At 71.6% G+C, this 15,276-nt stretch carries 10 protein-coding genes and 1 pseudogene; 8 read left to right on the top strand and 3 right to left on the bottom strand.

Annotation, left to right across the window (positions count from 1 at the left end; all coding sequences use genetic code 11):
- Positions 1-259: 259 nt before the first annotated feature.
- The 8 genes and pseudogenes from ACIP63_RS26465 (at position 260) to ACIP63_RS26500 (ending at position 11,781) form a co-directional block, all read left to right on the top strand.
- Positions 260-1,735, top strand: a complete 1,476-nt coding sequence (locus ACIP63_RS26465) for a purine-cytosine permease family protein (RefSeq protein ID WP_401520196.1) — start codon at positions 260-262, stop codon at positions 1,733-1,735.
- 102 nt (positions 1,736-1,837) lie between these two features.
- A complete protein-coding gene (locus ACIP63_RS26470; RefSeq protein WP_401520198.1) occupies positions 1,838-2,344 on the top strand; it encodes a nucleoside deaminase in 507 nt (168 codons plus the stop codon).
- Complete coding sequence (locus ACIP63_RS26475) at positions 2,341-3,699, top strand: amidohydrolase family protein (RefSeq protein WP_401520200.1); 1,359 nt, start codon at positions 2,341-2,343, stop codon at positions 3,697-3,699. Before ACIP63_RS26470 ends, ACIP63_RS26475 begins: the two co-directional genes overlap by 4 nt.
- Positions 3,700-3,990: 291 nt before the next feature.
- The gene (gene acnA / locus ACIP63_RS26480; protein ID WP_401520202.1) at positions 3,991-6,711 is read left to right on the top strand and encodes an aconitate hydratase AcnA; all 2,721 of its coding nucleotides are present in this window, start codon (positions 3,991-3,993) and stop codon (positions 6,709-6,711) included.
- Between the two features lie 167 nt (positions 6,712-6,878).
- Positions 6,879-7,592, top strand: coding sequence for a response regulator transcription factor (locus tag ACIP63_RS26485; protein WP_401520205.1), 714 nt, complete (start codon positions 6,879-6,881; stop codon positions 7,590-7,592).
- Positions 7,589-9,174: pseudogene (locus tag ACIP63_RS26490) on the top strand (sensor histidine kinase). The gene ACIP63_RS26485 and the pseudogene ACIP63_RS26490 overlap by 4 nt, the downstream one beginning before the upstream one ends.
- On the top strand, positions 9,171-10,493 hold the full coding sequence (locus tag ACIP63_RS26495) for a DUF3500 domain-containing protein (RefSeq protein WP_401520207.1): 1,323 nt from the start codon (positions 9,171-9,173) through the stop codon (positions 10,491-10,493). Before ACIP63_RS26490 ends, ACIP63_RS26495 begins: the two are co-directional and overlap by 4 nt.
- A 58-nt stretch (positions 10,494-10,551) precedes the next feature.
- Entirely contained in the window at positions 10,552-11,781 is a 1,230-nt protein-coding gene (locus ACIP63_RS26500; RefSeq protein ID WP_401520210.1) for an ROK family protein, read from the top strand.
- Between the two features lie 38 nt (positions 11,782-11,819).
- On the opposite strand, the gene ACIP63_RS26505 is transcribed toward ACIP63_RS26500, so the two are convergent.
- From ACIP63_RS26505 to ACIP63_RS26515, 3 genes are all read right to left on the bottom strand, one after another.
- Positions 11,820-12,881, bottom strand: a complete 1,062-nt coding sequence (locus ACIP63_RS26505; RefSeq protein WP_401520212.1) for a YihY/virulence factor BrkB family protein — start codon at positions 12,879-12,881, stop codon at positions 11,820-11,822.
- A gap of 151 nt (positions 12,882-13,032) precedes the next feature.
- Positions 13,033-14,412 (bottom strand): GH1 family beta-glucosidase, encoded by a 1,380-nt coding sequence (locus ACIP63_RS26510; protein WP_401520215.1) that lies wholly within the window; start codon positions 14,410-14,412, stop codon positions 13,033-13,035.
- A 9-nt stretch (positions 14,413-14,421) separates the two neighbouring features.
- Complete coding sequence (locus ACIP63_RS26515; protein ID WP_401520218.1) at positions 14,422-15,276, bottom strand: carbohydrate ABC transporter permease; 855 nt, start codon at positions 15,274-15,276, stop codon at positions 14,422-14,424.

A 15,276-nucleotide genomic window follows, 5' to 3' on the forward strand; every position in this document is an offset into this window, starting at 1 on the left:
CCGGACCGTGCGCCCTCGCGGGACAACGGAGTCCGCGTGCCGCAGCCGGCCACCCGCGCCGCCCCCGCAGGACCACACCACCTGCACCCCCCGGGACCGCACCACCCCGAACCCGCACCCCCCCGCGGGACCGCACCACCCGAACCCCCGCAGGACCACACCACCCGCCCTGAGCCGCATGTCCCCGCTGCCTCGACGCCGCGTTCGACCCGTTCGGTCCCGGCGTCCGGTCGCACTCCCGTCGCCCTGAGGAGATCCCGTGCGCGCCGAACCGCTGCCCACCAGTCCACCCTCCGTCACCCCGCCCTCCGTCACCCCGCCCTCCGCCGACGGCCGTGCGCCCGCGCGGGACCGGGGGCCGGGGGTGCCCCCGCCCGGCATCGAGCGGGCCGGTGTCGACCCCGTGCCGGTGGACCGCCGGCACGGCCGGCCCCGGTCGCTGTTCACGCTGTGGTTCGGCGCGAACGTGCAGTTCGCGACGCTCAGCGTGGGCGCCCTCTCCACCTCCGTGTTCGGTCTCGACCTGCTGCCGGCGGTCTTCGCGATCGCTCTGGGGACCGCGCTCAGCGCGGTGATGGTGGGCCTCTTCTCCACCCGTGGCCCGCTCACCGGCGTGCTGCAGCTCATCCAGACCCGAGGGCCGTTCGGGCGGCTCGGCGCGCTGCCGTCGGCCGCGTTCACCGTCGTCAACGGTGTCGGCTGGTGCGTCGTCGACACCCTGCTCGGGATGTTCATCCTCCGTGACCTGACCGGCCTCGGTTTCGCCCCCGCGCTGCTGCTCATGGCGGCGGCGCAACTGACGGTGGCGGTCCTCGGCTACCGGATGATCCACGCCGTCGAGCGCTGTCTCGCGATCGCGCTGGTGGTCGTCTTCGCCGTGGTCTCGGTCTACGGATTCGGCGAGGCCCACGCGACCGCGCCGACCGATCCCTCGGGTGGCCCCGTCGCCGCGTTCCTGCTGGTCACCGCGGTCACCGCGGCGCGGGGACTGGGCTGGTCGGCGTACGCCTCCGACTACAGCCGCTACCTGCCGGCCACCGCCCGCCCCCGCCGGGTGTTCCTCGCGGCGGGCGGCGGCAGCGCGCTCGCCGGGGTGTGGATCGGTTCGCTGGGCGCGGCGATCGGCACCGTGGCCGCCGTCGACGACCCCAGCGCCATGGTCAGCGGCCTGCTCCCGCACGTCCTCGGCACGATCGTCCTGGTCGCCCTGCTCCTCTCCACCCTCGCGTCCACCGTCATCGACCTGTACTCGGGTGCCATGGCCGCGCTCGTGGCCGGATTCGCCCTTCCCCGCTGGGTGTCCGTCCTGGTCGTCGGCGGCCTGGGCACCGTCCTCTCGTGGTACGCCGGACACGGCGACTTCGCGGCGCAGTTGCAGGACTTCCTGCTGATGACCGGCTACTGGCTGGCGCCCTGGGGCGCGGTGCTCGTCACGGCGTACTGGTGGCGGGAGCGCGGCCTGCACGACACGGCCCGGCTGTACGACTCCCGGCACCGCTTCGGCTGGGGGCTGCCGTCGATACTGATCGCCCTGCTCGCCGAGATCCCGTTCATGAACCAGTCCCTCTACACGGGACCGCTGGCCGCCGCCCACCCGGCCGTGGGGCCCTTCGGGCTGCTCGTGGGATTCGCCGTGGCGGCCGCCGCGTACGCCGCGCTGACCGCCTGGCGTCCCACCCCGCCCGGCGGCCTCCCCGCCCCCGGCACACCGGCCGAGGCCCTGCCCGCGGCCTGACCCGCAGCCGCCCTCCGCCCCTCCGCCGGTCCCGCCCCGCCCCCTCCAGCCGCCCATGCGCCCAGGCGCCCGTACCGCACCCGCACCGACCGAGGAGATCCCTTGAACCCCGCAGCCCCCGCCGCCCTGGCCCCCGACGAGGAGGCGTTCCTGACCGCTGCCATCGACCTCGCCGCCCGTTCACGCAAGGAAGGCAACCACCCCTTCGGCTCCCTGCTGGTCCTGGACGGAACCGCCGTCCTGGAGGCCGGCAACACCGTCACCACCGGTCGGGACGCCACCGGCCACGCGGAGACCAACCTGGTCCGGCTGGCGACCGCCGCGTACACCCGCGCCGAACTCACGCGCGCCACCCTGTACACCAGCACCGAGCCCTGTGCGATGTGCTCGGGCGCCGTCTACTGGAGCGGGATCGGACGCGTCGTCTACGCCCTCGGAGAGGACGAACTCCTCGCCCTGACCGGCGCCGACGAGGAGAACCCCACCATGGCGCTGCCCTGCCGCACCGTCTTCGCCTCCGGTCAGCGGCCCGTGGAGGTCTCCGGACCGCACCTGCACGACCGGGCCGCGGCCGTCCACGCCGGCTTCTGGACGGGAGCCGGCGCATGAGCGCCCGTCACCCCCGCACGCTGATCCGCAACGGCATCGTCCTGCCCTGCGAAGGGCGCAGGGCGGTCCTCGACCCCGGGTCGGTCCTGATCGAGAACGGGAGGATCACCGCTGTGGGCCCGGTCGCGGTCCTGGACGCGGCGGCCGCCGACGCCGTCGTCGTGGACGCCACCGGTCACGCGGTCGTCCCCGGACTGCACAACACCCACCTGCACTCCGGACTGCTGCGCGGCACCGCCGAGTCCAAGTCGCTGTGGGACTGGCTGCGCGACTACGTCGACCCCGCGCACAAGGCCCTCACCCCCGAGATCGCCGAGGCCGCGTCCCTCCTCTGCTACACCGAGTCGCTGCGCGCGGGGACCACCTCGGTCATGGACATGTGGCGCCACATGGAGGGCTCCGCCCGGGCCGCCGCACAGGTCGGTATCCGCGCCACCCTTGTCCCCTATGTCGCGGACCTGCCCGGTTACGACTACTTCGAGACGCTCGGCACCAACCGCCGGCTGCTGGAGGAGTACCGCACCCACGCCGAGAACCGCGTCCGGACCTGGGTGGGTCTGGAGCACCTCTTCTACTGTTCGGAGGAGGCGTTCAAGGCGGCAGCGGCCCTGGCCGACGAATTCGACACGGGCCTGCACACCCACTCCTCGGAGACGACCTGGGAGGTGGAGGAGTCCCTGCGGCTGACGGGCCGCAGGCCGATCGAGGAGTTCCACCACCGGGGCATCCTCGGCCCCCGCACGGTCGTGGCGCACTGCGTCTGGCTCGACGACCACGAACTCGACCTCCTCGCGGGCACCGGCACGGCGGTCGCGCACTGCCCCTGCTCCAACATGAAGCTCTCCTCCGGGCCCGCCCGCATCATGGACATGCGGAGCCGGGGCATCACGGTGGGCCTCGGCAGCGACGGCGAGAAGGAGAACAACAACCTGGACCTGCTGGAGGAGATGAAGTTCGCGTCCCTCCTGCAGAAGCTGACGACGCGGGACCCCACGACCGGCGATCCGTGGGACATCCTCGCCATGGCCACGCTCGACGGTGCCCGGGCCCTCGGCCTGGACGGAGAGACCGGCTCGCTCGAAGCGGGGAAGAAGGCCGACGTCGTGACCGTCGACCTGCGTGCCCTGCACACCACCCCGCTGCTGCACGGACCCGACTTCAACGCCGCCGCCCACCTGGTCTTCTCGGCCGGTGCGGCCGACGTGGCCGACGTGTGGGTGGACGGCCACCGGCTGGTGGAGGACGGCCGGGTCCGCAGCGTCGACCCGGTGGCGGTCCGCGACCGGGCCCAGAGCGCCGCCGAGGACCTCTTCCGCAGGAGGGCGGCGCTCCCCGCGACGACTCCGGGGGCATGACGGCCGTGCCCTGACCGGTGCGATCACCGCACGAGCGGGTAGGCGGCCCGGGTAAGGGCGCCTGCCCGCGTCGGTGCGGCGCAGGACACGGGTGCCCGGGCATGACCGCGCGGCGGCGATGTACTAGAGTTATCTCGACATCGAGATATCTGCCGAGGCGCACCGCAGCCGCCGCTCGGTAAGGGTTACCTAACTAATCCTTACCTTAGCGGATGGTGGGGGCCGCAGGCGGCGCCGGCCGCACATGAGGCGCGGCGCGGTTGAACGCGCACATTGAAGAAGGAGACTGTCGTGTCGGCGAACAGCTTCGACGCCCGCAGCACGCTGCGCGTGGGTGACGAGTCGTACGAGATCTTCAAGCTGGACAAGGTCGAGGGCTCCGCGCGCCTCCCTTACAGCCTGAAGGTGCTGCTGGAGAACCTGCTCCGCACGGAGGACGGCGCGAACATCACCGCCGACCACATCCGGGCGCTCGGCGGCTGGGACTCCCAGGCCCAGCCCAGCCAGGAGATCCAGTTCACGCCGGCCCGCGTGATCATGCAGGACTTCACGGGTGTCCCCTGTGTCGTGGACCTCGCCACCATGCGTGAGGCCGTCAAGGAGCTCGGCGGCGACGCCACGAAGATCAACCCGCTGGCCCCGGCCGAGCTGGTCATCGACCACTCCGTCATCGCCGACAAGTTCGGCACCAACGACGCGTTCGCCCAGAACGTCGAGCTGGAGTACGGCCGCAACAAGGAGCGCTACCAGTTCCTGCGCTGGGGCCAGACCGCCTTCGACGAGTTCAAGGTCGTCCCCCCGGGCACCGGCATCGTCCACCAGGTCAACATCGAGCACCTGGCCCGCACGGTCATGGTCCGCAACGGCCAGGCGTACCCCGACACCCTCGTCGGCACCGACTCGCACACCACGATGGTCAACGGCCTCGGCGTGCTGGGCTGGGGCGTCGGCGGCATCGAGGCCGAGGCCGCGATGCTCGGCCAGCCGGTCTCCATGCTCATCCCACGCGTCGTCGGCTTCAAGCTGACCGGCGAGCTCCCGGCCGGCACCACCGCCACCGACCTCGTGCTGACCATCACCGAGATGCTCCGCAAGCACGGCGTCGTCGGCAAGTTCGTCGAGTTCTACGGTGAGGGCGTCGCCGCCACCTCCCTCGCGAACCGCGCCACCATCGGCAACATGTCGCCGGAGTTCGGCTCCACCGCCGCGATCTTCCCGATCGACGACGAGACGCTGAAGTACCTCCGCCTGACCGGCCGTGACGCGCAGCAGGTCGCGCTCGTCGAGGCGTACGCCAAGGAGCAGGGCCTCTGGCTCGACCCGGCCGCCGAGCCGGACTTCTCCGAGAAGCTGGAGCTCGACCTCTCCACGGTCGTCCCCTCCATCGCCGGCCCGAAGCGCCCGCAGGACCGCATCGTCCTCGCGAACGCCAAGGCGCAGTTCGCCCAGGACGTACGCAACTACGTCTCCGACGACGAGGAGGCGGGCAAGGAGTCCTTCCCGGCCTCCGACGCCCCCGCCGCCTCCAACGGCGTCCCGTCGAACCCGGTCACCGTCACCGCCCCCGACGGCACGACGTACGAGCTGGACCACGGCGCCGTCACCGTCGCCGCGATCACCTCCTGCACCAACACCTCGAACCCGTACGTCATGGTCGCCGCGGCGCTCGTGGCGAAGAAGGCCGTCGAGAAGGGCCTGACCCGCAAGCCGTGGGTCAAGACCACGCTCGCCCCGGGTTCGAAGGTCGTCACCGACTACTTCGACAAGGCGGGCCTGACCCCCTACCTCGACAAGGTCGGCTTCAACCTCGTCGGCTACGGCTGCACCACCTGCATCGGCAACTCCGGCCCGCTGCCGGAAGAGGTCTCCAAGGCGGTCAACGACCACGACCTGGCCGTCACCTCGGTGCTCTCCGGCAACCGTAACTTCGAGGGCCGGATCAACCCCGACGTCAAGATGAACTACCTGGCGTCCCCGCCGCTGGTCGTCGCGTACGCCATCGCGGGTTCGATGAAGGTCGACATCACCAAGGACGCCCTCGGCGTCGACCAGGACGGCAAGCCCGTCTTCCTCCAGGACATCTGGCCCTCCGAGGCCGAGGTCAACGACGTCGTCGCCAACTCCATCGGCGAGGACATGTTCAACAAGTCCTACCAGGACGTCTTCGCGGGCGACGCCCAGTGGCAGGCGCTGTCGATCCCGACCGGCAACACCTTCGAGTGGGACTCCGAGTCCACCTACGTGCGCAAGCCCCCGTACTTCGAGGGCATGACGATGGAGACGACCCCGGTCGAGGACATCACCGGCGCCCGGGTGCTCGCCAAGCTCGGCGACTCGGTCACCACCGACCACATCTCCCCGGCCGGTGCGATCAAGGCCGACACCCCGGCCGGCAAGTACCTCACGGAGCACGGCATCGAGCGCCGTGACTTCAACTCCTACGGCTCGCGCCGTGGTAACCACGAGGTCATGATCCGCGGCACGTTCGCCAACATCCGCCTGCGCAACCAGATCGCGCCGGGCACCGAGGGCGGCTTCACCCGCGACTTCACCCGGTCCGATGAAGGCGCCCCGGTGTCGTTCATCTACGACGCCTCGCAGAACTACCAGGCGGCCGGCACCCCGCTCGTCATCCTGGCGGGCAAGGAGTACGGCTCCGGCTCGTCCCGCGACTGGGCGGCCAAGGGCACCGCGCTCCTGGGCGTCAAGGCCGTCATCGCCGAGTCCTACGAGCGCATCCACCGCTCGAACCTCATCGGCATGGGCGTCCTCCCGCTTCAGTTCCCGGAGGGCCACACCGCCGAGTCCCTCGGCCTGACCGGTGAGGAGTCCTTCTCCTTCACCGGCGTGACCGAGCTGAACGACGGCACCACGCCGCGCACGGTCAAGGTCACCACCGACACCGGTGTGGAGTTCGACGCCGTCGTCCGCATCGACACCCCCGGCGAGGCGGACTACTACCGCAACGGCGGCATCCTGCAGTACGTCCTCCGCAGCCTGATCCGCAAGTAAGGGCACCGCGAAGTGAGCGAGGGCCGCACCCCCCGGGGTGCGGCCCTTCGCGTTCCGGTGTCCCGATGCGCCTGGGCAGCCGTCGCGGTCGCCCGCGCGGACAGGTTCCTCGCTCCGGCACAGCACCCGCACAGCCGGCTCCCAGGTGACCGGCCGACGATGGGCGGATGCCCGGTATCCGCACCGACCCCGCCCGCGTCCTCATCGTCGACGACGAGGCGAACCTGACCGAGCTGCTCTCCCTCGCCGTGCGCGACGCGGGCTGGCAGCCGTTCGAGGCCCCCGACGGCGCTTCAGCACTGCGCGCCGCCCGCAGCTGCGCCCCGCACGTCGTCTGCCTCGACGGGATGCTGCCCGACATGGACGGCCTCCACGTCCTGCGCTCGCTCCGCGCCGAGCAGCCCCGGCTGCCCGTTCTGATGCTCACCGCCCGCGACGGCCTCGACCACCGCATCGACGGGCTCTCCGCCGGCGCGGACGACTACGTCACCAAGCCGTTCAGCGTGCGGGAAGTGGTCCTGCGGTTGCGCGCGTTGCTCCGCCGGGCCGGTGCCGAGCGCGCGCCCGAGCCGGAAGCGCTCGTCCTCGGGGGCCTCGTGCTGGTCGGCGCCACGCGTGAGGTGCACCGGGACGGCGAGCCCGTCCACCTCACCGCGAAGGAATTCGACCTGCTCGCCCTGCTGCTGTCCCACCCCCGGCAGGTACTCAGCAAGGCACAGATCCTCAGCCGGGTGTGGAGCGAGTCCTTCGACGGCGGCGGCAACCTCGTGGAGGTCTACATCTCCGGCCTCCGCCGCAAGATCGACCGGGGGCGCGCACCCATGATCCGGACAGTGCGGAACGTGGGCTACGCCATCGGACCACCGGACGCGCAGCGATGACCGGGAGGCGGCTGCCACGTCCCCGACGGCTGCGAACCCGCCTGCTGGTCTTCATCGTGCTCACCTTGGCCGTCGTCTGCGGGGCGATGGCGCTGACCACCGTGCTGGCCGGCCGTGACTTCCTCCTCGGCAGCCTCGACGAGCGGGTGACCGATGCCGCCGAGCGCGCCCAGGGCGGGCTCCAACGCAGGATGGACGACGGCGGGAAGGCGCGGGACCTGTCGTTCCTCGACGAACGGGGACAGACCGTGGGCACCCTCGGAGCACGGCTGTCGGGCGATTCCACCGTCCTGGCCGCCGCCGTCGTCCCTGAGGACGGCGAGCTCGTCGCCCTCGACGCCGGACAGCTCGCCGCGCTCGACGGCATCGAGGCCGACGGCCGGACCCACACCCGCAGCATCCCCGGCCTGGGCACCTACCGGCTGAGGGCGCTGGCAGGCGACGGCGAGCCCGTCCTCGCGGGGCTGCCCGTCGGCGAGGTGGAGCACCTGGTGGGGCGTCTCATCACCGTCGGGACCGCCGTGTACGCGACGGGGCTGCTGGTCGCGGGGTGCACCTGCGCGGTCGTGATCGCCCGACAGCTGCGACCCCTCGGCCGGGTGGCGGCCACGGCCGCCGACGTCGCGGGGGCACCGCTCGGCCACGGTGAGGTCGGCCCGCTCACCCGGGTGCCGGCCCCCGACACCGATCCGGTGAGCGAGGCCGGGCAGGTGGGCGCCGCCCTCAACCGGCTCATCGACCACGTCGAGGCATCCCTCGCCGAACGACGCCGCCACGGGGAACGCATCCGTCTCAGCGAGGACCGGATGCGGAGATTCCTCGCCGACGCCGGTCACGAACTGCGCACCCCCCTGGCCTCGATCGTCGGGTACGCCGAGCTCATGAACCGCCCCGTGCCGCCCGTGGACCCCGCCCTGGCCTGGCGGCGGGTGGACGCCGAGTCCGCCAGAATGGCGGGACTGGTCGAGGATCTGCTGCTGCTCGCCCGGCTGGACGAGGGACAGCTGGGCGACGGCCGGCCGCCGGCGGAAGGACCGACCGAGGGGGAGGACGTCGACCTCGCGGGCCTTGTCGCCGAGGCGGTCTGGGACGCCCGGGCGGCCGGCGGCGGTCACCACTGGCAGGTGGCACTGGAGTCCGCCGACGGCGCGCTCACCGTACGGGGGGACCGGCCCCGGCTCCATCAGATCGTCGCCAACCTCCTCACCAACGCCCGCGTCCACACCCCGCCCGGCACCTCCGTGCTCGCCTCGGTGACGACGGACGGGGCCGGGCACGTCCTCGTACGGGTACGTGACGACGGCCCCGGCATCGACGCGTCTCTCCTGCCGACCGTCTTCGAGCGCTTCACCCGCGCCGACACCTCCCGCTCGCGCGCCACCGGCAGCACCGGCCTCGGGCTCGCCATCGCGGCGGCCCTCGCCCACGCGCACGACGGGCACTCGAGGTGGAAAGTGTCCCGGGCCGCACGGTCTTCACCCTGCGGCTGCCGGTTTCAGGTGCGGCTCAGGTAGGCGGTACAGAGTCGGGCCGGGCGGTCCGCAGGGGACGCGCCCCGAGTGGAAGGAGCGGACCGGAGTGAACGAGCAGACCGGTACCGAAGACGTCGCGGGTCCGACCGAGCAGCCGGGCCGGCACCGCGCCCTCACCGACCGTCGCAACTTCCTGCGCAAGGTGTTCTTCGCGAGCGGCGCCACCGCCGTGGCGACCATGGGCGGAGTCGGAGCCTGGTCCGCCCTGGCCGACGACACCACGACCACGCCGTCGGCGGCCCCGAGCGGCGCACCCAGCGGCGGGCCGGGTGGCGGCGGTCCGGGCAACCAGTCGGTCACCGAGGACTTCTTCGGTCTCACCACCGACGGCAAGCGCGTGGACGACCTCTACACGGTCCACTCCACCAAGGTGGCCACCGGTCCGGTGATCAAGGCGGCCGCTGCATTCCTCGCCGGGCTCAGCGACGACCAGAGGACCCAGACCCAGTACACCGTCCACTCCACCGAGTGGCGGCTGTGGAGCAACGTCGACGCCTACGAGCGCCAGGGCGTCAGCCTCGCCGACCTCTCCGACACGCAGAACGCCCTCGGCACCGCGCTGCTCGCGGCGGCCCTGAGCGCCGAGGGCCTGGAGACGACGGAGAAGATCCGCCGCCTCAACCAGGCGGCGGGCGAGGCGATCGGCAACACCACGGCGTTCAACGAGGACGCGTACTACTGGACCGTGATGGGCACCCCCTCCGCGGACGAGCCGTGGGGCTTCCAGTTCGACGGCCACCACCTGGTCGTCAACTACTTCGTGCTCGGCGACCAGGTCGTCATGAGCCCCTGCTTCTGGGGCTCCGAGCCGACGTCCATGGAGATCGACGGGGAGACGGTCTCCGTGTGCCAGGAGGAGGTGACGGCGAGCCTCGCCTTCATCAACTCCCTCACGGACGTCCAGCGGTCCGCCGTCATCGAGTCCGCCACCAAGTCCAACGAGTCGATGAAGGCGGGCGCGTTCTCCGACAACACCGTGCAGGCGTACACCGGTCTGCGGTGCAACACCCTGACAGGTACGCAGAAGACCAAACTCCTCGCCGTCGTCGAGGCCTTCGAGGGTCGCGCCAGGTCCGACGCGGCACGGGTCCGTATGAGTGAGGTCCGCAAGCACCTCAACGACACCTACGTCACGTGGGCGGGTGGCACGGCGGACGACTCCGCCTTCTACCTACGCGTCCACAGCCCCGTCGTGTGGGCCGAGGTCGACTGCCAGGGTCCCGGTCCGCTCGCCGGAGCCTACGGGGCCAAGCAGGGTGACGGTGCGACGCAGAAGCACGTCCACTCCATCCTCCGCACGCCGAACGGCAACGACTACGGCAAGGAACTGCTGCGCCAGCACTACCTGACATCGGCACACCACCGCTGACGTGTCCAAGGGCCGCACCCCCGGGGTGCGGCCCTTCGCCGTTAGGCTTGCAGGTCCGATGAAGAACACCCTCACCTCGCCCGCGGCCAAGGCCGGACACGAGTCCGTGCGCCGTCACAACCTCAGCCTGGTCCTGCGGACCGTCCGTGACGAAGGCGAGGTCACACGGGCCCGGGTGGCGAGCCTGGTGGGGCTGACCAGGGCCGCCGTCTCCTCGCTGGTCGAGGAGCTGCTCGCGCTGGACTGCCTCAGCGAGTCCGGCAAGACCTCCAGCGGATCGGCGGGCCGCCCCGGCACCGTGCTGAAGCTCTCCCGCACCGGTCCGGCGGGGCTCGGCGTGGAGATCAACATCGACTACGTCTCCGTGTGCGCCGTCGACCTCACCGGCACCGACCGGGTGCGGGTCACCGAGCACACCGACCACCGGGACGTCCCGCCCGCCGAGGTCCTGGCCCACGCCGCCCGGCTCACCAACCGGGTCATCGCCTCCACCAGGGAACAGGAACTGCGGGTCGTCGGCGTCGAGCTGGCGCTGCCCGGCCTCGTCTCCGGCGGCGTCGTCCGGCAGGCTCCGAACCTCGGCTGGAGCAGGGTCGCGGCCGAGGGCATCTTCGGGCAGGCGCTCAGCACGCTGCGCCCGGCCGGGCGGGCGCTGGCCGTCGGCTCCGACAACGAGGCCAACCTGGCGGCTCTGGCCGAGCTGTGGTTCGGCGGCCTCGGCGGCGTACGCACCTTCCTCTATCTCACGGGTGAGATCGGTGTGGGCGGCGCGCTCGTGGTCAACGGCGAGATGCTCCGGGGCGCCCACGGGTTCGCCGGGGAGATCGGGCACGTCGTCGTCGATCCGCAGGGACCCCTCTGCCGGTGCGGCGCGCGCGGCTGCCTGGAGCAGTACGCCGGCCGGGCGGCCCTGCTGCGCGCCGCCGGGATCGTCCCGGACACGGGTGTGCGGGGGATTGACGAGCTGGAGCAGCGGGCGGCGGCCGGTGAGAAGCGGGCCGTCTCGGCGCTCCGGGAGGCCGGGGACCGGATGGGCGTGGTGCTGGCCGGCGCGGTGAACCTCTTCGACCCGGAGGCGGTCGTCCTCGGCGGGATCTACCGCAATCTGATGCCCTGGCTGGAGGAGTCCGCGGACGCCCAGCTCAGCGCGCGGGTGGTGTCGGGCCGCTGGCACGCGAACGGCAGCCGGCTGCGGGCCTCGTCCGTATCCGGTGACGCGGCGCGGGGCGCGGCGGCCCGGGTGATGTACGAGGTGCTGGAGAACCCGGCGGCGTACGCCCTGCGGTGAGGGCGTACGCCGCACGGCCGCCCCGAGCCGGTGGCCGATCAGCCGAGGTGGCGGTGGTCCTCCTCGGTCCACTTGGTGGTGTCGCGCGGTTCCACGTACGGCTCCTCGGTTTCGGGGTGGCCGCCGTCGATGGCCCGCTGGCGGGCCATCTCCGCGTCGAATTCGAGGCCGAGCAGGATCGCCAGGTTGGTGATCCACAGCCACACCAGGAAGATGATCACGCCGGCGAGGGCGCCGTACGTCTTGTTGTACGAGGAGAAGTACGCCACGTACAGCGCGAAGCCGGCCGAGGCGATCATCCAGAGCAGCAGGGCGAGGAAGCTGCCGGGGGTCACCCACTTGAAGCCCCGGCCCCGGGCGTTGGGCGCCGCCCAGTACAGAAGCGCGATCATCACGATGACGAGCAGGACCAGGACCGGCCACTTTGCGATCGACCAGGCCGTCATGGCGGGGCCGCCGACTCCCAGGGCGGAACCGGCCCGCTGGGCGAGGGGACCGGTGAACACCACGATCAGGGCGCTGACGACCGCCAGCACCATCAGGGTCACCGTCAGCGCCAGGCGCAGGGGCAGCACCTTCCACACCGGTCGACCCTCGGGCATGTCGTAGACGACGTTGGAGGAGCGGATGAACGCCGCGATGTAGCCGGAGGCCGACCACACCGCCAGCAGCAGACCGACGACGGCCATCAGCGATCCCGTGCCGCCGTTGCCCTGCAGTTGCTGCACCGCTCCGGAAAGGATGTCCCGGACCGGCCCGGGGGCGAGCTTCTGCAGGTTGTCCATCACCTGCTGGGTGGCGGACTCGCCCGCGATACCGAGCAGGGACACCAGCACGAGCAGTGCCGGGAAGAGCGAGAGGACGCTGTAGTAGGTCAGGGCGGCGGCCCGGTCGGCGAGTTCGTCGTCCGTGAACTCGCGCACCGTGCGCTTCAGTACCGCCCACCACGACCTCTTGGGCATGGCGGCCGGCCCGTCGGGTGCGTCGCGCTCCACCTCCGGGTCCGGCCCGACGTGATCCGGCGTGCGGGTGGCGTCGTCCGCGTAGCGGTCGGAGCCGTCGTGGGTGTGGTGAGCCTGTGGTTCCGGTGTCCGTGCCATGGGAGTCCGGTAACCGCCCAGGCCGGACGGAAACCGGCCGGCCCGGATTCGCTCAGGCACCGTCCCGCGGCCACCGGCGCGCGGGAGGGACACGCACGGGGCCCGGGACGGCTGTCCGACCGTCCCGGGCCCGCGAGCCGTAACCGTGCGATCAGGCCTTGTGCGCCGCGATCAGCTGCTGATACCAGCGGTAGCTGTCCTTCGGGGTGCGCTCCAGGGTGTCGTAGTCGACCCGGATGATCCCGAACCGCTTCGCATAGCCCAGCGCCCACTCGAAGTTGTCCAGCAGCGACCACACGTAGTACCCGCGTACGTCGACACCGGCGTCCATCGCCGCGCGCAGCGCCGTCAGATGGGTGCGCAGGTACTCCACCCGGTCCGCGTCGTGGACGGAACCGTCGGCCTCGACGCTGTCGAACTCCGCCGAGCCGTTCTCCGTGATGTGCACCGGCGGCAGGGCGTCGCCGTAGGTCTGCTTCAGCACGGTCAGCAGATCGGTGAACGACTCCGGGACGACGGGCCAGCCCATGGCCGTCTTGCGGACGTCCGGGTAGTTCCCCTCCGCGTACCGGTTGTCCGTGGCCACGCGCAGCGCCGGGTCCGCCTCGCGGTGCGGGGCGGCGGCGACCACGATCGGCCGGTAGTAGTTGATGCCAAGGAAGTCCATCGGCTGGGAGATCAGCTCCAGGTCACCCTCGCGGCGGAAGTCCTGGCCGGTGATCAGCTCGCCCCAGGTCTCCTCCTCGGTGGCCGGGTAGCGGCCCGCGAGGAGCGGCTCGGTCCACACCAGGTTGTGCTGGGTGTCCGCGCGGACGACCGCGGCGAGGTCGGCGTCCGACTCGGTGGCCGGGACGTTGCGGTCCAGGTTGAGCGTGATGCCCGCCTCGCGGACGCCCGCCGCGCGCAGCGCGTTCATCGCGTGCCCGTGGCCGACCAGCAGGTGGTGCGCGGCGGCCAGCGCCCCGCGGCCCTCCTGGGCGCCCGGCGCGTGCCGCCCGACGGAGTAGCCGAGGAACGCGCTGCACCAGGGCTCGTTGAGGGTGATCCAGCGCGGCACCCGGTCGCCCAGGTGCTCGGCCATGATCGCCGTGTACTCGCCGAAGCGCTCCGCCGTCTCCCGTACGCGCCAGCCGCCCTTGTCCTCCAGGGCCTGCGGCAGGTCCCAGTGGTAGAGGGTGGCGGCCGGCTCGATGCCCGCCTCCAGGAGCGAGTCGACGAGCCGGGAGTAGAAGTCCAGCCCCTTGGGGTTGACCGCCCCGCTGCCCGTGGCCTGGATCCGGGGCCAGGCGATGGAGAAGCGGTACGACTCCACGCCCAGGTCGCGCAGCAGCGCCACGTCCTCCGGGTAGCGGTGGTAGTGGTCGCAGGCCACGTCGCCCGTGTCGCCGCCGTCCGTCCGTCCGGGCGTGTGGCTGTAGGTGTCCCAGATGGACGGGCCGCGGCCGTCTTCCTCCACGGCGCCCTCGATCTGGTACGAGGCCGTGGCCGCGCCGAAGACGAAACCGGGCGGGAAGACCGGGAAGTCACTCATGGAGAACCTTTACTTGACCGAGCCGCCGGTGATCCCGGCGGCGATGTACTTCTGGGACAGGACGAGGAGAACGGCAGCGGGTACGGCCGAGAGCACGGACGCGGCCATGACCGAGCCCCAGTCGCCGACGTGCGCGCCGATGTACTGGTAGATGCCCAGGGTGATCGGCTTGACGTCGTCCGTCGTGTTCAGCGTGAGCGCGAACATGAAGTCGCTCCACGCGTAGAGGAACGAGAACAGCCCGGCGGTGATCAGGGAGTTGCGGCTCATCGGCAGGACGACCTGGACGAACGTACGGATGCGGCCCGCGCCGTCGACCTCGGCGGCCTCGATGACCTCACGCGGGATCGACACCATGAACGACCGCATCAGCACGATGGCGAAGGGGATGCCCAGCGAGGCGTCCGCCAGCATCAGGCCGAAGTAGGAGTTGACCAGGCCGAGGTCCACGTACGCGCTGTACAGGGCGTTGGCGATGACGATGCCCGGCACCATCTGGGTGATGAGCGTGCCGAAGACGATCGTCTTGCCGCCGCGCAGGTTGAACTGCGCGAGGCCGTACGCCGCCGGCGCGGAGATCGCCAGACAGATGGCCACCGCGCCGAGCGCCACGGCCAGCGAGGTCAGCAGGTTGCCGCCCTGCTCGCTGATGGCGGAGGTGAAGCCGGAGAAGTCGATGCCCGTCGGGACGGGGCCCACGTCGACCAGGCTCGCGTCCGGCTGCAGCGCGGTGTTGATCATCCAGTACAGCGGGAACAGCATGACCGCGAGGACGACGACGCCGAAGACGGTCGCACCCCAGCGGCGCTTGGGCCGGTGGACGGCGGGTGCCGGGGCGGCGGGGATCTGGGTGGTGGTCGCCAT

This window comes from Streptomyces sp. NPDC088746, assembly GCF_044751065.1.
Classification (GTDB): Bacteria; Actinomycetota; Actinomycetes; order Streptomycetales; family Streptomycetaceae; genus Streptomyces.

Coding starts and splice junctions, on each gene's coding strand:
- ACIP63_RS26515 (WP_401520218.1), bottom strand. CDS start 15,276: ATGGCGACCACCACCCAGATCCCCGCCGCCCCGGCACCCGCCGTCCAC.
- ACIP63_RS26475 (WP_401520200.1), top strand. CDS start 2,341: ATGAGCGCCCGTCACCCCCGCACGCTGATCCGCAACGGCATCGTCCTG.
- ACIP63_RS26500 (WP_401520210.1), top strand. CDS start 10,552: ATGAAGAACACCCTCACCTCGCCCGCGGCCAAGGCCGGACACGAGTCC.
- ACIP63_RS26510 (WP_401520215.1), bottom strand. CDS start 14,412: ATGAGTGACTTCCCGGTCTTCCCGCCCGGTTTCGTCTTCGGCGCGGCC.
- ACIP63_RS26485 (WP_401520205.1), top strand. CDS start 6,879: ATGCCCGGTATCCGCACCGACCCCGCCCGCGTCCTCATCGTCGACGAC.
- ACIP63_RS26505 (WP_401520212.1), bottom strand. CDS start 12,881: ATGGCACGGACACCGGAACCACAGGCTCACCACACCCACGACGGCTCC.